Annotated in this window: 19 protein-coding genes; 9 read left to right on the top strand and 10 right to left on the bottom strand. The window is 74.2% G+C overall.

The window, feature by feature from the left end; translation table 11 throughout:
* Positions 1 to 79 precede the first annotated feature (79 nt).
* A complete protein-coding gene (locus ISOVA_RS05220; RefSeq protein WP_013838214.1) occupies positions 80 to 1,753 on the bottom strand; it encodes a sodium:solute symporter family protein in 1,674 nt (557 codons plus the stop codon).
* Positions 1,750 to 2,079: a DUF4212 domain-containing protein gene (locus tag ISOVA_RS05215; protein WP_013838213.1), complete on the bottom strand. Its 330-nt coding sequence runs from the start codon at positions 2,077 to 2,079 to the stop codon at positions 1,750 to 1,752. Before ISOVA_RS05215 ends, ISOVA_RS05220 begins: the two co-directional genes overlap by 4 nt.
* A 277-nt stretch (positions 2,080 to 2,356) precedes the next feature.
* On the opposite strand from ISOVA_RS05215, the gene ISOVA_RS05210 reads away from it, so the two are divergent.
* Genes ISOVA_RS05210 through rdgB form a run of 7 tightly spaced genes read left to right on the top strand, consistent with a single transcriptional unit; the run spans position 2,357 to position 8,440 of the window.
* Complete coding sequence (locus ISOVA_RS05210; RefSeq protein ID WP_013838212.1) at positions 2,357 to 2,785, top strand: hypothetical protein; 429 nt, start codon at positions 2,357 to 2,359, stop codon at positions 2,783 to 2,785.
* 54 nt (positions 2,786 to 2,839) lie between these two features.
* Entirely contained in the window at positions 2,840 to 3,184 is a 345-nt protein-coding gene (locus tag ISOVA_RS05205; RefSeq protein WP_013838211.1) for a 6TM ABC transporter family protein, read from the top strand.
* The gene (locus tag ISOVA_RS05200; RefSeq protein WP_013838210.1) at positions 3,181 to 4,887 is read left to right on the top strand and encodes a sodium/solute symporter; all 1,707 of its coding nucleotides are present in this window, start codon (positions 3,181 to 3,183) and stop codon (positions 4,885 to 4,887) included. The genes ISOVA_RS05205 and ISOVA_RS05200 overlap by 4 nt, the downstream gene beginning before the upstream one ends.
* Positions 4,874 to 6,187 (top strand): histidine kinase, encoded by a 1,314-nt coding sequence (locus ISOVA_RS05195; RefSeq protein WP_013838209.1) that lies wholly within the window; start codon positions 4,874 to 4,876, stop codon positions 6,185 to 6,187. The genes ISOVA_RS05200 and ISOVA_RS05195 overlap by 14 nt, the downstream gene beginning before the upstream one ends.
* A 5-nt stretch (positions 6,188 to 6,192) precedes the next feature.
* Positions 6,193 to 6,981, top strand: a complete 789-nt coding sequence (locus ISOVA_RS05190) for a LytR/AlgR family response regulator transcription factor (protein WP_013838208.1) — start codon at positions 6,193 to 6,195, stop codon at positions 6,979 to 6,981.
* Between the two features lie 29 nt (positions 6,982 to 7,010).
* Positions 7,011 to 7,775 carry a ribonuclease PH gene (gene rph / locus ISOVA_RS05185; RefSeq protein WP_013838207.1) on the top strand — a complete coding sequence of 255 codons (765 nt, stop codon included), beginning with the start codon at positions 7,011 to 7,013 and terminating at the stop codon, positions 7,773 to 7,775.
* A complete protein-coding gene (rdgB, locus tag ISOVA_RS05180) occupies positions 7,772 to 8,440 on the top strand; it encodes an RdgB/HAM1 family non-canonical purine NTP pyrophosphatase (protein ID WP_013838206.1) in 669 nt (222 codons plus the stop codon). The genes rph and rdgB overlap by 4 nt, the downstream gene beginning before the upstream one ends.
* Before the next feature lie 76 nt (positions 8,441 to 8,516).
* Here the strand turns inward: rdgB and ISOVA_RS05175 are convergent, their stop codons facing one another.
* The 3 genes from ISOVA_RS05175 to murI are packed head-to-tail and all read right to left on the bottom strand — an operon-like array spanning position 8,517 to position 10,509.
* Positions 8,517 to 8,885, bottom strand: a complete 369-nt coding sequence (locus ISOVA_RS05175) for a DUF3054 domain-containing protein (RefSeq protein ID WP_013838205.1) — start codon at positions 8,883 to 8,885, stop codon at positions 8,517 to 8,519.
* A 17-nt stretch (positions 8,886 to 8,902) separates the two neighbouring features.
* Complete coding sequence (locus ISOVA_RS05170; protein WP_013838204.1) at positions 8,903 to 9,709, bottom strand: MBL fold metallo-hydrolase; 807 nt, start codon at positions 9,707 to 9,709, stop codon at positions 8,903 to 8,905.
* Positions 9,706 to 10,509 carry a glutamate racemase gene (gene murI, locus ISOVA_RS05165; RefSeq protein ID WP_013838203.1) on the bottom strand — a complete coding sequence of 268 codons (804 nt, stop codon included), beginning with the start codon at positions 10,507 to 10,509 and terminating at the stop codon, positions 9,706 to 9,708. Before murI ends, ISOVA_RS05170 begins: the two co-directional genes overlap by 4 nt.
* A gap of 243 nt (positions 10,510 to 10,752) precedes the next feature.
* On the opposite strand from murI, the gene ISOVA_RS05160 reads away from it, so the two are divergent.
* Positions 10,753 to 11,772 carry a zinc-dependent alcohol dehydrogenase family protein gene (locus ISOVA_RS05160; RefSeq protein WP_013838202.1) on the top strand — a complete coding sequence of 340 codons (1,020 nt, stop codon included), beginning with the start codon at positions 10,753 to 10,755 and terminating at the stop codon, positions 11,770 to 11,772.
* Positions 11,773 to 11,790: 18 nt separating this feature from the next.
* On the opposite strand, the gene ISOVA_RS05155 is transcribed toward ISOVA_RS05160, so the two are convergent.
* Together ISOVA_RS05155 and clpS are read right to left on the bottom strand one after the other, a co-directional pair.
* Positions 11,791 to 12,498: a DUF2017 family protein gene (locus tag ISOVA_RS05155; protein ID WP_013838201.1), complete on the bottom strand. Its 708-nt coding sequence runs from the start codon at positions 12,496 to 12,498 to the stop codon at positions 11,791 to 11,793.
* Positions 12,495 to 12,854: an ATP-dependent Clp protease adapter ClpS gene (gene clpS, locus ISOVA_RS05150; RefSeq protein ID WP_013838200.1), complete on the bottom strand. Its 360-nt coding sequence runs from the start codon at positions 12,852 to 12,854 to the stop codon at positions 12,495 to 12,497. The genes ISOVA_RS05155 and clpS overlap by 4 nt, the downstream gene beginning before the upstream one ends.
* A gap of 98 nt (positions 12,855 to 12,952) precedes the next feature.
* Between clpS and ISOVA_RS05145 the strand changes: the two genes are divergently transcribed.
* A complete protein-coding gene (locus tag ISOVA_RS05145; RefSeq protein WP_143762063.1) occupies positions 12,953 to 14,383 on the top strand; it encodes a nicotinate phosphoribosyltransferase in 1,431 nt (476 codons plus the stop codon).
* Positions 14,384 to 14,401: 18 nt separating this feature from the next.
* On the opposite strand, the gene ISOVA_RS05140 is transcribed toward ISOVA_RS05145, so the two are convergent.
* The 3 genes from ISOVA_RS05140 to nagB form a co-directional block, all read right to left on the bottom strand.
* Positions 14,402 to 16,183, bottom strand: a complete 1,782-nt coding sequence (locus ISOVA_RS05140) for a DEAD/DEAH box helicase (protein WP_041295168.1) — start codon at positions 16,181 to 16,183, stop codon at positions 14,402 to 14,404.
* Between the two features lie 80 nt (positions 16,184 to 16,263).
* The gene (locus ISOVA_RS05135; protein ID WP_013838197.1) at positions 16,264 to 16,569 is read right to left on the bottom strand and encodes a DUF3039 domain-containing protein; all 306 of its coding nucleotides are present in this window, start codon (positions 16,567 to 16,569) and stop codon (positions 16,264 to 16,266) included.
* A gap of 117 nt (positions 16,570 to 16,686) precedes the next feature.
* Positions 16,687 to 17,469, bottom strand: coding sequence for a glucosamine-6-phosphate deaminase (nagB, locus tag ISOVA_RS05130; RefSeq protein ID WP_013838196.1), 783 nt, complete (start codon positions 17,467 to 17,469; stop codon positions 16,687 to 16,689).
* Between the last annotated feature and the right edge of the window lie 53 nt (positions 17,470 to 17,522).

The raw sequence follows: 17,522 nt of genomic DNA, 5'->3' as shown, positions 1-17,522 counted from the left end.
CTAACGACGCCACGAGCGGACCTCGGCCCACCCCCGGTGCGCGGGGGGGTGGGCCGACGGTCCGCTCGCGGCGGGCGGCTCACTCGGCGGCGGTCACCCGCGCCGCGGGACGCGCCGGGTAGCGGATCTCCTCGACGAGCTCCTGGACGTGCTCCGACGGCGGGCTGGTGAGCTTCGAGACCACGACCGTCACGACGAGGTTGACGATCGCGCCGATCGTGCCGATGCCCTCGGGGCTGATGCCGAGCACGTGCTCGTTGGCCTCGGTGCCGAACACGTCGAGCGTGTAGATCATGTACGACGCCGTGAACAGCAGGCCTGCGATCATGCCCGACGCCGCGCCGACCGCGTTCGCGCGCTTCCAGAAGATCCCCAGGACGAGGATCGGGAAGAACGTCGACGCCGCGAGGCCGAACGCGAACGCGACCACCTGGGCGACGTACGCGGGCGGGTTGATGCCGCCGTAGATGGCCACGAGGACCGCGAGGCCCATGGCGATGCGGCCGACCATGAGGCGCTGGCTCTCGGACGCCTCCTTCTTGACGACCCGGAAGTACAGGTCGTGCGAGACGGACGACGAGATGACGAGCAGCAGGCCCGCCGCGGTCGACATCGCTGCCGCCAGGCCGCCCGCCGCGACCAGGCCGACGATCGGCGCGGGCAGGCCCGCGATCTCGGGCGCCGCGAGGACGAGGATGTCGTTGTTGACGACGAGGTCCGCGCCGGCCTCGGGGTCGTTGCTCAGCGAGCCGATCGTCGTGGCTCCCTCCGCGACCGTGACCAGGCCCGTCGCCGCCCAGTTCTGCACCCAGGACGGCAGCGCGTCCGCGGCGACACCCTGGACGCCCTGCATGAGGTTGAGCTTGGTGAACGCGCCGACGGCCGGGGCCGTGGTGTAGAGCAGGGCGATGAACAGCAGCGCCCAGAAGGCGGAGAAGCGTGCGCCGCGCACCGACCGCGTCGTGTAGAAGCGGATGATGACGTGCGGCAGGCCCGCGGTGCCGATCATGAGCGACATCGTCACGAGGAAGACGTCGAGCTGCGGGCGGGCCGTGAACGCCTGGGTGTAGGCGTCGAGGCCGAACTGCACGCTGAGCGCGTCGAGCTCGGCCAGGATCTGGCCGAAGCTGATCTGCGGGATCGGGATGCCCGTCATCTGCTGCGCGATCGCGACCGCGGGGATGAGGTAGGCGATGATCATGACGGTGTACTGGGCCACCTGGGTCCACGTGATGCCCTTCATGCCGCCGAGCACCGCGTACAGGAAGATGACGCACGCCGCGACGATGACGCCGCCGGTGATCTCGAGGTTGAGGAACCGGCTGAAGACGATGCCGCCGCCGCGCATCTGGCCGACCACGTAGGTGAAGGACACGATGATCGCCGCGACCGCCGCGATGAGGCGGACGTACTCGGCGTAGCGGTCGCCGACGAACTCCGGGACGGTGAACTTGCCCCACTTGCGCAGGTAGGGGGCCAGGAGCAGGGCGAGCAGCACGTAGCCGCCGGTCCAGCCCATGAGGTAGATGGAGCCGTCCGAGCCGAGGAAGGCGATGAGGCCCGCCATCGAGATGAACGACGCGGCCGACATCCAGTCGGCGGCGACGGCGGCGCCGTTGGCGATCGGCGGGATGCCCTGGCCCGCGACGTAGAAGCCGGCCGTCTCCTTCACGCGGCTGCGCCACGCGATGTACAGGTAGATGCCGAACGAGACGGCGACGAAGACCAGCGCCCAGGTCTGGATCTCGCTCACAGCCGGTTCCCCTCCCCGTCACGCTCGGAGACGCCGAACTCGTCGTCGAGCTTGTCCATGCGCAGCGCGTACACGCCGACGAGGATGACGAACGTGTAGATCGAGCCCTGCTGCGCGAACCACAGCCCCAGCGGGAAGCCGAGGATCACGACGCCGTTGAGCGGCTCGATCAGCAGCACGCCGCACACGAACGAGACGACGAACCAGATGCTCAGCAGCACCACCATGAGCCGCAGGTTCTTGCGCCAGTACTCCCGGCGCCACCCGTCGACCCGATCGTGACCCGGCGGCCCGCCGGGTGCGCTCCCACGCGCGGTGTCGGTCATGTCCGGACGCTCCCTTCGTCGCGTTCCGTCCCGGGCCTCCTCGCCCGGGACGCGTCCAGGCCTGCTCAGGCGGAGCCAACCGGACCTGTGACCTGCGACACAAGACCTTGTCGACCGACGGCGGGTCTCCTCCCGCGAGCGGTCGCGGCGGCCCGGCGACCGGTGGTGACGCGGGCGACGAACCGTTCGCGGGCGCCGGACGACCGTTGGCGGGACCGCTCCGACCGCTCACGGGATCGGCGTCCCCGCGGGCCGGCCGCGCGCCTAGCATCGCCCCATGGCCTCGACGACGAGCGCGACCGCACCGACCGCCCGCAGGCGCGTGCTGCACCCGGGCAGCGTCGGGATGCTCGTGGGCGGGCTCATGACGGTGGTCGGCTCGCTCCTGCCCTGGGTCGTGGTGCTCGGGGTGACCCTCTACGGCACGGGCGGCGGCGGGCTGTGGACCCTGTGCGCGGGGTTCGTCGCGATCGCCGGCGCCCTCGTCCCCCGCCGCTGGTCCGCCGTGGCGCACTGCGCCGTCGCGGGCGGGGCCACGGCGTTCATCGCCGGCTGGCAGCTCGTGCGCATCGTGGACCTCAGCGCGTCCTCGGGCGCGTGGGGGCAGGTCCTGCCCAGCATGGGCCTGGTCATGGTGGCCGGCGGCGCCGTCGTGCTGCTGCGCACGGGCGTGCGCGTCTGGCGCACGCCCGCGGTCGCGCCGTAGGACGCCGCCGCGCGGACGTGGCGCTCCGCCGGACGCCTCCGTAGGGTGCACGCCATGGATGACGGCGTCGACGGCCGGGACACCCCCGCGGAGGTGGACGCGACCTTCCGCACCCTGCGCCGGGTCGCGGTCGGCTACTTCGTCGTGTTCCTCGTCGCGATCGTCGGGTTCCCGCTGCTCGCGATCACGCTCGACTGGTGGTCGGGCAGCCGGCTCGTCGGCGGGATGAGCCCCGGCTTCCTCATGGCGGCGTTCGGCCTCTACGCGTTCTTCGCGCTCATCGGGGTCGCCGCCGCGAGCCTGTCGAGCGCCGTCGAGGCCCGCATGCTCGGCGGCCCCGACGAGCCGGGCGGCGACCTGCTCGCCGACGGCACCGACGACGAGGGCGGGCCGCGGTGAACGTCCCGAGCACGATCGTCCTGGCCGTGGTCCTCGCGCTCGTCGCGGCCGCGGCGATCACGATGCGCCCGCGCGGCACGTCGACGGTCGACTTCTACCTCGCCGGCCAGCGCGTCGGGGTGGTGACCAACGCGTGGGCCATCTGCGGGGACTACTTCTCGGCCGCGTCGTTCCTCGGCGTCGCCGCGGCGGTCTACGTCTCGGGGCTCGACGGCGCCTGGTACGCCGTCGGCTTCGCGGCCGGGTTCGTGCCCGTGCTGCTCTTCCTCGCCGCTCCCCTGCGCCGGTTCGGCGAGTTCTCGATCCCCGACTTCCTCGGACGGCGGCTCGGCTCCGAGCGCGTGCGGCTCGTCGCGGTCGGCGTGGTCCAGCTCGTCATCCTGTCGTACCTCGTGCCGCAGGCGGTCGGCAGCGGCATCACGTGGGAGCTCCTCGTGGGCCAGGGCGTCGCGGGCCTGTCGCCGTACGCGACCGGGATCCTCGTCTCCACCACGGTCGTCGCCGGCCTCGTCGCGTTCGGCGGCATGCGCGGCACCACCTGGACGCAGGCGGTGCAGTTCCTGCTCCTGCTCGCGGCGCTCGTGTGGCTCGCCGGGGTCGTGCTCGGCGAGGGCTTCCGGTACGGCGACGCCGTCGCGAACCTCTCCGAGGCGCCGCTGGTCAACCCGGTGCTGGACGACGGCCGCGGGGAGCTCGTCACCGAGGAGAACCAGATCCACCCGGGCGAGCCCGCGTCGTTCGGCGAGCCGGGCGCGCGGTACGGCGGCGTGGGCCAGTTCGCGCTCATCGTCACGCTCGCTCTGGGCACCGCCGGCCTGCCGCACGTCATGAACCGCTACTTCACGAGCCCCACGGGCACCGCGGCCCGCACCACGACCGTGTGGGTCCTCGGGCTCGCCGGCCTCTTCTACGCCCTCGCGGTCATGCTCGGCACGGCCGCCCGCGAGCTCATCCCCGGCGCGGTCGCCGACCACGCCTGGCTGCGGGAGCTCACCGTCGACGGCGTGCTCCGCGTCCCCGAGCACGCCCTGCCCGTGCTCGGGCGGATCTACGGCGGCGACGCCGGCCTCGGCATCGTCGCCGCGGGCGCGCTCATCGCCGTCATGTCGACCATCGCGGGCCTGCTGCTCGCCTCGGCGGCCTCCTGGGGGCACGACGTCTACGAACGGCACATCAACCCCCGCGCGACCCAGCGGCAGGCGGTCTACGCGGGCCGCCTGACGACGCTCGTCGCGGCGTGCGCCGCCGCCGCCGTCGCGCTGGCCGTGCGACCCGAGTCGTTCAGCTCGATCACGCCGTCGATCGTCGCCACCATGGTCACGTGGGCCTTCGCGGTGGCCGGCTCGGCGCTCACCCCCGTCTTCGTGCTCGCCGTCTGGTGGCGCGGCACGACGGCCGCGGGTGCGGTCGCGGGGATGGTCACCGGGACGGCGCTCGCGGTCACGATGTTCGTCACGGGCACCCTGGCCGAGCTCCCGCTCGTGGGCGAGGTGCTCGCGACGCCGACGATCCTCGCGGCCCCCGCCGCGGGCGCGGTCACGGTGCTCGTCTCGCGGCGCACGCGCGTGCCCGACGACGTCGAGCGCTCGTGGCTGATCATGCACGGCACCGCGGCCGACCGGCATGCCGAGCGGCTCGCCCGGCTCACGGTCGCCGAGGGCCGGCGGAGCGGCGGAGGGGGGCGGCGCGGTGCGAGGCGGTAGCTGGCTGCTCGCGGCGACGCTCGCCGGCGTGTGGGCCGTGGTGCACCTGGTGACGCAGGTGCTCGTCGACCCGCCGCTCGGCGTGCTCGCGACCGTCGCGATCGGCGTCGTGATCTCGACCGCCGTCGTGCTCGGGTACCCGTCGGCGCTGCGCGGACCGCGCGTCGCACGCCTCGGCGCGGGGCGACCGCCCGACCCGCGCGGCGTGCGGTCGGGCCTCGCGATCGCCGACGCGGGCCGCTCGATGCCGCTGCGCTCGGGGCTCACGCCCGACGCGGCGCGGCGCACGGCCGAGCTCATCCGGCCGCTGCTCGGCGGCGACGCGATCGCGATCACCGACACCGAGCAGGTGCTCGCGTTCGTCGGGCCCGGCGCCGACCACCACCGCGTCGGCGGCGCGCTGCAGACCCGGGTGTCCCGGCGCGCGATCGAGAAGGGGCGCACCGTCGTCGTGCACGGGCGCGACGGCATCGGCTGCCCCGAGCCCGGCTGCCCGCTGCAGACCGCGGTCGTCGCGCCGCTCGCGATCGGCGACCGCGTCGTCGGCGCGCTCAAGGTCTACCGGGTGCACGCCGAGCCGGCGCCGCGCGTGCTCGTCGAGGACATGGCGAGCATGCTGTCGCTGCACCTCGAGCTCGCCGAGATGGACCGCGAGCGCCACCTCGCCGCGGACGCGCGGCTCGACGCGCTGCGGGCGCAGATCAACCCGCACTTCCTGTTCAACGTCCTCAACACGATCGCGTCCAAGGCGCGCACCGACCCGGAGGAGGCCCGCCAGCTGCTGCTGCGCCTGTCGGACTTCTTCCGCTACGCGGTGCGCCAGGACGGGCACTTCGCCGAGTTCGCGCAGGAGTACTTCTTCGTGCGCACCTACCTGTCGCTCGAGCAGGCCCGCTACGGCGACCGGCTGCGCGTGCGCTACGACATCGACCCGCAGGTGCTCACCACGCGCGTGCCCGTGCTGACGATCCAGCCGCTCGTCGAGAACGCGGTCAAGCACGGGATCGCCGACAAGGTGTCGGGCGGCACCATCCACCTGCGCGCCCGCGTCGACCCGCTGACCCGCACGACGTCGATCCGGGTGTCCGACGACGGCGTCGGGATGCCGCCCGAGGTGCTCGCCCGGCTCGTCGCGGGCGAACGGCCCGCGGGTGCCGACGAGCGCGCGCGGCACGGCGGCGTCGGGCTGTGGAACATCTCGCAGCGGCTGTCGACGCTGTTCGGCGAGCGGTACTCGCTCGACGTCGAGTCCACCCCCGGGCAGGGCACGACCGTGGACCTGCGGATCCCGCTAAGGTGACGCCGATGCGACCCCGCGCCCTCATCGTCGACGACGAGGCCCCAGCCCGGGCCGAGCTCCGCTACCTCCTCGAGGAGGTCGGCGGCGTGCAGGTCGTGGGCGAGGCGACGAACGGCGAGGAGGCGCTGCTCCTGCTGCGCTCGCTCGACTACGACCTCGTGCTGCTCGACGTGCGCATGCCCGGCGGCTCGGGGCTCGACGTCGCGCGCGCCCTGCGCGACCTGCCGCGCCGCCCGCAGGTCGTCTTCACCACCGCCTACCCCGACCACGCGGTCGACGCGTTCGACCTGGCGGCGGCCGACTACCTGGTCAAGCCGTTCGACGCCGAGCGGCTGCGCCGGGCACTCGAGCGCGCGCTCGCGCACGCCGAGCCAGCGTCGGGCGAGGCGCCGTCGGCGGGCTCACCCGGACCGTGGGACGACGGCCCGGCGCACGTCCCGCCGTCGCCGGCCGACGTCGAGCCCCTCGTGCGCATCCCCGTGACGAAGGACGCGCGCACGGTGCTGGTCGACGGCGCCGCGATCGTCTACGCGAGCGCCGCGCGCGGCTACTCCTACCTCAAGCTCGCCGACGAGCGGCTGCTCGTGACGTTCTCGCTCAACGAGCTCGAGCGCCGGCTGCGCGGGCACTTCTTCCGCACGCACCGCTCCTACCTGGTCAACCTCGACCACGTGCGCGAGCTCGGCCCGGACTTCCAGGGCTCGCTCGTGCTCGTCATGGACGACCGCCAGCGCAGCCGCGTCGAGGTGTCGCGGCGCCACGCGCGCGAGCTGCGGCGGCGGCTCGGGCTCTGAGGCCGCCCGCCGGTCGATAGGCTGACCGCATGACCTCCCCCACCACCCCGGCCGCCGTCGTGCGCGCCGACGGCCGTGCCCCCGACCAGCTGCGCCCCGTGACGATCACGCGCGGGTGGCTCGACTCCGCCGAGGGCTCGGTGCTCGTCGAGTTCGGCCGCACGCGCGTGCTGTGCGCGGCGTCGTTCACCGAGGGCGTGCCGCGCTGGAAGAAGGGCTCGGGCGAGGGCTGGGTCACCGCCGAGTACGCGATGCTGCCGCGCGCCACGAACGAGCGCTCCCAGCGCGAGTCCGTCAAGGGCAGGATCGGCGGGCGCACGCACGAGATCTCGCGGCTCATCGGCCGCTCGCTGCGCGCCGTCGTCGACGTGAGCGCGCTCGGCGAGAACACGATCGTGCTCGACTGCGACGTCCTGCAGGCCGACGGCGGCACGCGCACCGCGGCCATCACGGGCGCCTACGTGGCGCTCGCGGACGCCGTCGCGTGGGGCCGGCGGCACGGCCACGTCACGGGCGGCAAGCAGGTGCTCACCGACTCGGTGGCCGCCGTGAGCGTCGGCATCGTCGACGGCGTGCCGATGCTCGACCTGCCCTACGTCGAGGACGTCCGCGCCGAGACGGACATGAACGTCGTGACGACCGGCTCGGGGGCGTTCGTCGAGGTGCAGGGCACGGCCGAGCACGCGCCCTTCGACCGGGCCGAGCTCGACGCGCTGCTCGACCTCGCCGTCGCGGGCACGACCGAGCTCACGCGCCTGCAGGAGGCCGCGCTCGCGCAGGAGCTCGCCCGGTGACGGTGGCGCCGCGCCCCCGCCTGGTGGTGGCGACGCACAACCGCAAGAAGCTCGTCGAGCTGCTCGCGATCCTGCGCACGCAGCCCGGCCTCGACGCGCTGCCCGACGACGCGATCGCCACGGCGGCAGACCTCGGCGTGCCCGCGCCGGTCGAGGACGGCGTGACGTTCGCGGAGAACGCGCTCATCAAGGCGCGTGCGCTCGCCGCGGCGACGGGGCTGCCCGCCGTCGCGGACGACTCGGGCCTCGCGGTCGACGTGCTCGGCGGCGCGCCCGGCATCTTCTCGGCGCGCTGGTCCGGCCGGCACGGCGACGACGTCGCGAACCTCGAGCTGCTGCTGGCCCAGCTCGCGGACGTCCGGCCCGAGCACCGCGGCGCGGCGTTCGTGTGCGCGGTCGCGCTCGTGACGCCGGACGGCCGCGAGGAGGTCCGCACCGGCGAGATGCCCGGGGTGCTCGTGACCGAGCCGCGCGGGACCAACGGGTTCGGCTACGACCCGGTCCTCGTGCCGTCCGAGCAGCCTCCGGGGCCCGACGGCGCGCCCGGGACGCGCACGTCGGCCGAGCTGACGCCCGAGGAGAAGAACGCGATCAGCCACCGCGGCAAGGCGCTGCGCGCCCTCGCCCCCGCGATCGCGGCGGCCCTCTCCTCCTCCTCCTCCTAGCGCTGTGGGCGTGATTTCTGGCCCGAATTGTCCGCTTGGTACTGGTTCAGAGCAACAGAAATCACGCCCACAGCGCTCAGGTCGTGGCGCGGCGGCGGGCGAGGAGCGCGACGAGCATGCGCCAGCCGAGCATCGTCGCGGCGAGGAACAGCGCGGTCACGATCGCGAAGCTCCAGGCGAACCCGCCGCCGGCGAGCGGGCGCAGCGCGAGCCCCAGCACCACGGTCGCGCACCAGGCCGTCACGCCCACGGGCCACGGCCGCGCCGGGGCGCGCCACGCCCGGGCCGCGGCCCAGCCGGCGGCGAGCCCGGCGAGGAACGGCAGCGTCACGAGCGCGACGTCGCCGGCCGACGTCGCCGACCCGTGGTTCGCCGTCCCGACGAGCGCGAAGACGACGACGCACGCGACGTCGGCGACGACGGCGGGCCACACCTGGGTGCGCACGATCGGCTCCTGGGCTCTCAGATCTCGTAGACGCCGCCCGGCGCGGCGATCTCGAGCGGTCCGGTGTACTGCTCGCGCGCCTCGTCGAGCGCGACCTGCGGGTCGCTCCACGCGGTGAGGTGCGTCAGCAGCACGCGCCGCGCCCCCGCGGCGGCGGCGACCTTGCCGGCGCGCCGGCCGGTGAGGTGGATGCCGCGCTCGACGACGTCGTCGCGGCCCTCGACGAACGCGGCCTCGCACAGCAGCAGGTCGGCGTCGCGCGCGGCCTCGACGAGCGACTCGCAGTGGTCGGTGTCGCCGGAGAACACGAGCGTCGCGGTGTCCCCCGGCCGCATCGACGACGGTCCGGTGACCTTGACGCCGTAGGCCTCGACCGGGTGGAACACCTCGAACGGCTCGAGGGTCAGCGGACCGACGCGGACGGGTTCGCCCGGCCGCCACGTCCGGAAGTCGTACTCGGAGTCCATCGTCTCGCCCGGCTCGAGCCCGTACATCGTCGCGGCGCGCTCGCGCGTGCCCGACGGGCCGTAGACCGGCAGCCCGCGCGGCACCCCCGTGCGGGCGCTGCCGCGCACCGGGTGGTACCTGAGGTACACGTAGAGCCCCGACAGGTCCGCGCAGTGGTCGGGATGCAGGTGCGACAGGCCGACGGCGTCGAGGTCGGCGGGGTCGACGTGACGCTGCAGCGCGCCGAGCCCGCCGTTGCCGAGGTCGAGCACGACGTTCCAGTCGCGCTCGCCGTCGTGAGCCTGCACGAGGTAGGTCGAGGCGGGCGAGCCCGGGCCGGGGAAGGAGCCCGAGACGCCGACGGTCACGAGCCTCATGCCGCCTCCACCAGGCTCACCTCGGGTCCCAGGAAGCGGCGGGCCAGCTGCTGGAACGGCGCCGGGCTGCCCGTGGCCAGGAAGCGGTGCGCGGGCGGGCCGGCGTCGGGCGACCGCTCGAGGTCGTGCTCGACGAGGTTGCGGTACACGTCCTTGGCCGTCTCCTCGGCGCTCGACACGAGCGTGACGTCCTCGCCCATGACGTAGGAGATGACGCCCGTGAGCAGCGGGTAGTGGGTGCAGCCGAGGACGAGCGTGTCGACGCCGGCGGCCTTGAGCGGCTCGAGGTACTCGTGCGCGATCGCGAGGGCCTCGGGGCCCGACGTCGTGCCCTCCTCGACGAGGCGGACGAACTCGGGGCACGCCCGGCTCGTGACCTGCAGCCCCGGCGTGACGTGGAACGCGTCGTCGTAGGCGCGCGAGTCGACGGTCGCCTTGGTCGCGACGACGCCGATCCGGCCCGTGCGCGACGTGAGCACCGCGCGCCGGGCCGCCGGCAGGATGACCTCGACCACCGGGATGCCCCGGCGCACGGTGTAGCGCTCGCGCGCGTCGCGCAGCGCGACGGACGAGGCGGAGTTGCAGGCGATGACGAGCATCTTGACGCCGTCGTCGACCAGCTGGTCCATGACCGCGAGCGCCATCGCGCGGACGGCGGCGAGCGGCTTGGGGCCGTACGGTCCGTTCGCGGTGTCCCCGATGTAGAGCAGCTGCTCGTGGGGAAGCTGGTCGAGGATCGCGCGGGCGACGGTGAGTCCGCCGACCCCGCTGTCGAAGATCCCGATGGGGGCGTCGTTCACGCCTGGCAGCCTATCGGTGACGGCGCGTCACAACCCCGTGACGTGACGGGAGACACGGGTGGCGCGAGCCACACCCGCGCAGGTCACCGGCCAGCGGGCCGGCCGGTTCGCCAGACCCGCTGGGCGCTCGCCGGCTCTGGGGGCCCTGCGGGTACTCCTCTCGGCAGGGACTCCCTCGCGGTGTCGTGGCACCGTTGACTGGAGGCACGAGACCTCCGACCCCGGACGAAGGAGACCCCACCCATGCGTGGAGCCGTCATGACCGCCCCCGGCGACGTGCGCGTCGCCGAGCGCGAGGACCCGACGATCGTCGAGCCGACCGACGCGATCCTGCGCGTCACGGCCGCCTGCATCTGCGGGTCCGACCTGTGGCCGTACCGCGGTGCCGACGACGTCGACCACACGCCGATGGGCCACGAGTACGTCGGCGTCGTCGAGCAGGTCGGCGCGGACGTGCGGAACGTCACGGTCGGCGACTTCGTCGTCGGCTCGTTCTTCGCCTCCGACAACACGTGCGAGATCTGCCGGGCCGGGTACCAGTCCCGGTGCGTGCACGCCTACCCGATGGGCGCGGAGGGCACGCAGGCGGAGCTCGTCCGGGTCCCGATGGCGGACGGCACGCTCGTCGCGACGCCGGGGCAGCCGGACCCCGACCTGGTCCCCTCGCTGCTCGCCGCGTCCGACGTGCTCGGCACCGGCTGGTTCGCGGCCGTCGCGGCCGAGGTCGGGCCCGGCAAGACGGTCGCCGTGGTCGGCGACGGCGCCGTCGGCCTGCTCGGCGTGCTGGCCGCCAAGCAGCTCGGCGCCGAGCGGATCATCGCGATGTCCCGCCACGCCGACCGGCAGGCGCTCGCGCGCGAGTTCGGCGCGACCGACATCGTCACCGAGCGCGGCGACGAGGGCGTCGCGAAGGTCAAGGAGCTCACCGGCGGGCTCGGCGCGCACAGCACCATCGAGGCGGTCGGCACGCAGGAGGCCATGACGCAGGCCATCCGCTCGACCCGCGCGGGCGGGCACGTCGGCTACGTGGGCGTCACGCACGACGTGTCGATCGACGGCACGGAGCTGTTCTTCTCGGGCGTCCACCTGCACGGCGGGCCCGCCCCGGTGCGCCGGTTCCTGCCCGAGCTGATCGACCTCATCTGGCGCCGCGAGATCGACCCCGGCAAGGTCTTCGACCTCACGCTCCCGCTCGACGAGGCCGCCGAGGGCTACAAGGCCATGGACGAGCGCCGCGCGATCAAGGTGCTGCTCACCCCCTGAGCCGCGCGCGGCGCGGCGTCAGCCGCGCTGCGCGCGCAGGTCGGCGAGCATCTCGTCGACGAGCGACTCCTGCGCGAACCCGGCCGCGACGAACACGCCGCCCCAGTAGCGGCGCTCCTCCCCCACGACGCCCTCGCCGTCCGCGCCGCCCGGCCGGTCGTCGAGGTCGTCACCGAGGTCGTCACCGAGGTCGTCGCCGGCCACGCCGGCGATGACCTCGTCGTGGAGCCGTTCGACGTCCTCGTCGTCGTCGAGGCCGAGCCGCTCGGCCAGCACGAGCCGCACGTCGGTCAGCGCGCCGGCGAACGCCTGCGCCTCCTCGCGCGGCACGAAGACCTGCGTGCCCGCGGCCCACGACCCCTCGTCGGCCGCGTCGTCGTCGAGCGCCGCGTCCGCCGCGCCGTCGGGGTCGAGCGCGTCGGCGAAGGCCTCGAGGCGCGCGACCTTCGCTGCGGCGAGGTCCGTCTGCGTGAGGTGCCGGAAGTCGGCCGCGACGTCGGGGTCGTCCCGGTGCGCGTCGGGCAGCAGACGCTGCACGGCGGGGTCGTGCGGCACGCGGCCGACGCCCGTGAACGCGACGCCGTCGCCGACCTCGACGTCCGGCCCGATGCCGGACTCGGCGCGCACGAGCTCGGCGACGTCGCGCGCGACGCGCGCGAGGACGTGGCGCTCCACGGCCTCCCAGCGGGCGGCGTACCCCTCGGGCGTCGAGCGGAACGGGGTCATGCCGCACCTCCCGCGGCGTCGGGCGCGTCCGCGCCGCCCTGGCCCGCCTGCTGCATCGTGGCCCACAGCCCGTAGCCGTGCATGGCCTGCACGTCCACCTCCATGCGCTCGCGCGGGCCCGACGAGACCACGGCCCGGCCCTCGTGGTGGACCTGGAGCATGAGCTTCCTCGCCTTCGCGGGCGGGTACCCGAAGTAGCTCTCGAACACGTAGCTCACGTAGGACATGAGGTTCACGGGGTCGTTCCACACGATCGTGACCCAGGGGTCGGCGAGACCCGGCACGGCACCGGTCTCGGTGTCGGTCTCGGTCTGCTCCTCGGTGGCCGTCCCGGCGTCGGCCAGGGTCGAGAGCATCGGTCCGGTCGTCGCACTCACCCTCCCAGCCTATGCATGCCCGCCCGCCCGGCGGGCTCGACCTGCCTGACGGGCGCTCGGGCCCTACGGTGTTCCCCATGACCGACGCGACCCGGGGCGGCGCCGCCCCGACCTCCCTCTCGGCCGCGCTGCCCACGTCCCTGCCCGCGGCACCGCGGCCCACGCTGCGCCCGTCGTTGGCGCTGCTCACGGACAAGTACGAGCTCACCATGCTGCAGGCCGCGCTCGCCGACGGCACCGCGCACCGGCACTGCGTCTTCGAGGTGTTCACGCGCCGGCTGCCGGCCGGGCGCCGCTACGGGGTGCTCGCCGGCACGGGACGAATCCTGGAAGCGCTCCCGCACTTCCGCTTCGACGACGCCGAGCTCGCGTTCCTCGAGCGTGCGCGCGTGGTCGACGACCGCACCCTCGACTTCCTCTCGGGCTACCGGTTCACCGGCACGATCCAGGGGTACGCCGAGGGCGAGGTGTTCTTCCCCGGCTCGCCGCTGCTGCAGGTCGAGGGGACCTTCGCCGAGGCGGTGCTGCTCGAGACGCTCGTGCTCTCGATCCTCAACTACGACTCGGCCGTCGCGTCCGCCGCGTCGCGCATGACCAGCGCCGCCGTCGACCGGCCCTGCCTCGAGATGGGCTCGCGCCGCGCGCACGAGCAGGCGGCCGTCGCGGCGGCACGCGCCGCGGTGATCGCGGGCTTCGCCGGCACGTCCAACCTCGAGGCCGGCTTCCGGTACGGGCTCGAGACGATCGGCACCGCCGCGCACGCGTTCACGCTGCTGCACGACGACGAGCCGTCGGCCTTCGCGTCCCAGGTCGCCTCGCTGGGCACCGGCACGACGCTGCTCGTCGACACGTACGACGTGCGCCGCGGCGTCGAGAACGCGGTCGCCGCCGCGGGCACGTCGCTCGGCGCGGTGCGGCTCGACTCGGGCGACCTCGGCTCGCTCGCGGTCGAGGTGCGTCAGCAGCTCGACGAGCTGGGCGCCAGGGACACCAAGATCGTCGTCACCTCCGACCTCGACGAGCACGCGATCGCGGGCCTCGCCGCGGTGCCGGTCGACGTGTACGGCGTCGGCACCTCGCTCGTGACCGGGTCGGGGGCGCCGACGTGCGGCATGGTCTACAAGCTCGTCGCGCGCGCCGACTCCTCGGGCGTGCTGCAGCCCGTCGCCAAGGCGTCGATGAAGAAGGAGAGCCAGGGCGGGCGCAAGGTCGCCGCCCGCCGGCTCGGGCCCGACGGCCGGGCGACCGAGGAGGTCGTGGTCACCGGGCCCGACGAGCGGGTCGTGGCCTGGACGCCGCAGGAGGGCACCGACGCCGACGGCGGGCTCCGCCCGCTGCACGTGCCGCTCGTCGTCGACGGCGCGGTCGACTCCCGCTGGGTCGGCCCGTACGGGGTGCAGAACGCGGTCGAGCACCACCGCATGGCCCGCTCGGAGCTGCCCCGGGGCGCGCGTCGCCTCTCGGCGGGCGAGCCGGCCATCCCGACCGTCGAGATCCGCCTGGACTGAGCGCGCCCCGGCGGCCCGTCAGGGCTTGCCGACGAACCAGCCGCGCACGGTCTCGACGCGCGCCTGGAGCTGCTCCGCGGTCGCGAGCGGCACCTCCGGCCCGCCGCAGCGGCGGCGCAGCTCGGTGTGCACCGACCCGTGGGGCCGGCCCGACTTGCGCGCCCACGCGGACACGAGCTTGGAGAGCTCCTTGCGCAGCTCGGCGGCCCGCCGGTGCTCGGCCTCGGAGCGCTCGAGCGCGGCCTCGCTCGACGTCGCGCCGCCCCGCCCGCGCAGCTGCTCCGCCTGCCGCTGGCGCAGCAGCGTGGTCACCTGGTCGGGGTCCAGCAGGCCGGGGATCCCGAGGAAGTCGAGCTCCTCCGCGGAGCCGACGTCGGCGCCCGTGCCGAACTCGCCGCCGTCGAACAGCACGCGGTCGAACGACGCCTGCGCCTCGAGCGCCTGGAAGCTGCCCTCGAGCTCGCCCGACGCCTTCTCCTCGCGGTTCGCGGCCTCGAGCAGCGCCGCCTCGGGGTCGTAGTCGATCCCCTGCTCCTCCGCGGTCTGCGGCCGGTCGAGCGCGTGGTCCCGCTCGATCTCCATGCCGTTCGCGAGCTCGAGCAGCAGCGGGACGCTCGGCAGGAAGACCGACGCCGTCTCGCCGCGCCTGCGCGCGCGCACGAAGCGCCCGACGGCCTGCGCGAAGAACAGGGGCGTCGAGGTGCTCGTCGCGTACACGCCGACCGCCAGGCGCGGGACGTCGACACCCTCGGACACCATGCGGACCGCGACCATCCAGCGCTGGGTGCCGGCCGAGAACTCCTCGATGCGGGCGCTCGCGCCGTCGTCGTCGGACAGCACCACCGTCGGGCTCTCGCCCGTGATCCGCGCCAGGTGGCCGGCGTAGGCGCGCGCGTCGGCCTGGTCGGAGGCGATGACGAGGCCGCCGGCGTCGGGCACCGAGCGGCGGACCTCGGTGAGCCGCTTGTCCGCCGCCGCGAGGACCGACGGGATCCACTCGCCCTGGGGGTCGAGCGCGGTGCGCCACGCCTGGGCGTGCATGTCCTTCGTCATCGCCTCGCCCAGGCGTGCGCTCACCTCGTCGCCCGCGCGGGTGCGCCAGCGCATCTGGCCCGAGTAGGTCATGAACAGCACGGGCCGCACCACGTGGTCGCGCAGGGCGTCGCCGTAGCCGTAGGTGTAGTCCGCCTTGGAGCGGCGCACGCCGTCGGCGTCGGCCTCGTACGTGACGAACGGGATGGGCGCGGTGTCGGAGCGGAACGGCGTGCCGGTGAGCGCGAGCCGGCGCGTGGCGCCCTCGAACGCCTCACGGACGGCGTCGCCCCAGCTCAGCGCGTCGCCGCCGTGGTGCACCTCGTCCAGGATGACGAGCGTGCGCGCCGCCTCGGTGCGCGCCTTGTGCAGGGCGGGCTTGGCCGCGACCTGCGCGTACGTCAGCGCGACGCCGTCGTAGTGCGAGCCGTGCCGGCCCTGGCTGTTCTTGAACGAGGGGTCGATGCGGATGCCCACGCGCGCCGCGGCGTCGGCCCACTGGTGCTTGAGGTGCTCGGTGGGCGCGACGACGGTCACCCGCCGCACGACGCCCGACTCGAGCAGCTCGGTGGCCACCCGCAGGGCGAACGTCGTCTTACCGGCACCCGGCGTCGCGACGGCGAGGAAGTCCCGCGGCGAGCGCTCGTGGTAGAGCGCGAGCGCCTCGGCCTGCCACGCACGCAGGTTCGACGCCGTCCCCCACGGGGCGCGCCGCGGGAACGCCGGGCTCAGCTGCGAGGCAGCGGACGACGACGGCGTCCGCGGCAACGGCCGGTGCGGCGGCGGGTCGGCGGCGGCGGTGAAGAGGTCGACGGTGTCGGGCTCGGACTCGGGAAGCGGCCGGGCGCTCACGTGCCGGAGTCGCCCTCGCCGTCCTGCGGGTCCCGGAGCCCGTCGTAGATCTCCTTGCAGACCGGGCAGACCGGGAACTTCGACGGGTCGCGACCCGGCACCCAGACCTTCCCGCAGAGCGCGATCACGGGCTTGCCCGTCATCGCCGACTCCATGATCTTCTCCTTGCGCACGTAGTGCGCGAAGCGCTCGTGGTCGCCCGGCTCCGCCGGCTGCTCGCGTGTCTCCGGGCGCTCCAGGACGCTCGTCCCCGCACCCGGCTCGTGCGGGTCCGCGGGCGGCGTGGAGAGGGGATCGCTCATGACGGGCAGTCTACGACGCACCCACCGACACCCGCCGACCCCGCCGAGGTAGCGCGTTTTTCGGCGAGGTAGCGCACTTCTCGGCGAGGTAGCGCACTTCTCGGCGAGGTGGCGCCGTCAGAGCCCTTGCCAGGAGGGCTTCTCGGCGTAGGTCTGCCGGTAGTAGTCGGCGAGCTGCAGGCGCGACGCCGCGGCGTCGTCGACGAGCACGGTCGCGTGCGGGTGCAGCTGCATCACGGTGGCGGGCCACATCGCTGAGACCGGCCCCTCGACGAGCTGGTGCACGGCCTCGGCCTTGTGCCGGCCCGTGGCGAGCAGCACGAGGTGACGGGCCTCCATGATCGTGCCGAGCCCTTGCGTGAGGCAATGCGTCGGGACCTGGTCGAGGTCGTCGTCGAAGAACCGCGCGTTGTCGAGCCGGGTCTGGCGCGTGAGGGTCTTGATGCGCGTGCGCGACGCGAGCGACGACCCCGGCTCGTTGAACGCGATGTGGCCGTCGGTGCCGTTGCCGAGGATCTGCAGGTCCACGCCCCCGGCGTCGGCGATCGCGGCCTCGTACGCGGCGCAGGCCCCGGGGACGTCGTCGGCGAGCCCGTCGGGCCCCTGCACCTGCGCCTGGGGCCAGTCGACGCGCGAGGCGATCTCGGACTCGATGACGTTCCGGTACCGCTGGGGGTGGTCGGCGGGCAGGCCGACGTACTCGTCGAGCATGAAGCCGCGGGCGCGCGCGAACGACAGCCCCGTCTCGCGGTGGCGGCGCGCGAGCTCGTCGTAGACCTGCAACGGGCTCGACCCGGTCGCGAGGCCGAGCACGGCGTCGGGCTTGCTGCGCAGCAGGGCCTCGATCGCGTCGGCGGCCAGCTCCGCGAGACGCTCGGCGGGGGCGATGACAACTTCCACGGGGACTCCAGTTCTCTTTCGTGACGCTACATCGGCGCGGGACGCGCTACCTC

The sequence above is a fragment of the Isoptericola variabilis 225 genome, from assembly GCF_000215105.1.
Lineage (GTDB): Bacteria > Actinomycetota > Actinomycetes > Actinomycetales > Cellulomonadaceae > Isoptericola > Isoptericola variabilis_A.
Note: the sequence above shows the minus strand (reverse complement) of the source record. Positions and strands in the feature narration are given on the sequence as shown.

Bases quoted from the DNA above. Each gene is read 5' to 3' on its own strand.
- ISOVA_RS05145 (WP_143762063.1), top strand. From the start codon at position 12,953: ATGACCGACGCGACCCGGGGCGGCGCCGCCCCGACCTCCCTCTCGGCC.
- ISOVA_RS05210 (WP_013838212.1), top strand. From the start codon at position 2,357: ATGGCCTCGACGACGAGCGCGACCGCACCGACCGCCCGCAGGCGCGTG.
- ISOVA_RS05190 (WP_013838208.1), top strand. From the start codon at position 6,193: ATGCGACCCCGCGCCCTCATCGTCGACGACGAGGCCCCAGCCCGGGCC.
- rph (WP_013838207.1), top strand. From the start codon at position 7,011: ATGACCTCCCCCACCACCCCGGCCGCCGTCGTGCGCGCCGACGGCCGT.
- ISOVA_RS05215 (WP_013838213.1), bottom strand. From the start codon at position 2,079: ATGACCGACACCGCGCGTGGGAGCGCACCCGGCGGGCCGCCGGGTCAC.
- ISOVA_RS05160 (WP_013838202.1), top strand. From the start codon at position 10,753: ATGCGTGGAGCCGTCATGACCGCCCCCGGCGACGTGCGCGTCGCCGAG.
- ISOVA_RS05205 (WP_013838211.1), top strand. From the start codon at position 2,840: ATGGATGACGGCGTCGACGGCCGGGACACCCCCGCGGAGGTGGACGCG.
- ISOVA_RS05170 (WP_013838204.1), bottom strand. From the start codon at position 9,709: ATGAGGCTCGTGACCGTCGGCGTCTCGGGCTCCTTCCCCGGCCCGGGC.
- ISOVA_RS05135 (WP_013838197.1), bottom strand. From the start codon at position 16,569: ATGAGCGATCCCCTCTCCACGCCGCCCGCGGACCCGCACGAGCCGGGT.
- ISOVA_RS05155 (WP_013838201.1), bottom strand. From the start codon at position 12,498: ATGACCCCGTTCCGCTCGACGCCCGAGGGGTACGCCGCCCGCTGGGAG.
- clpS (WP_013838200.1), bottom strand. From the start codon at position 12,854: ATGCTCTCGACCCTGGCCGACGCCGGGACGGCCACCGAGGAGCAGACC.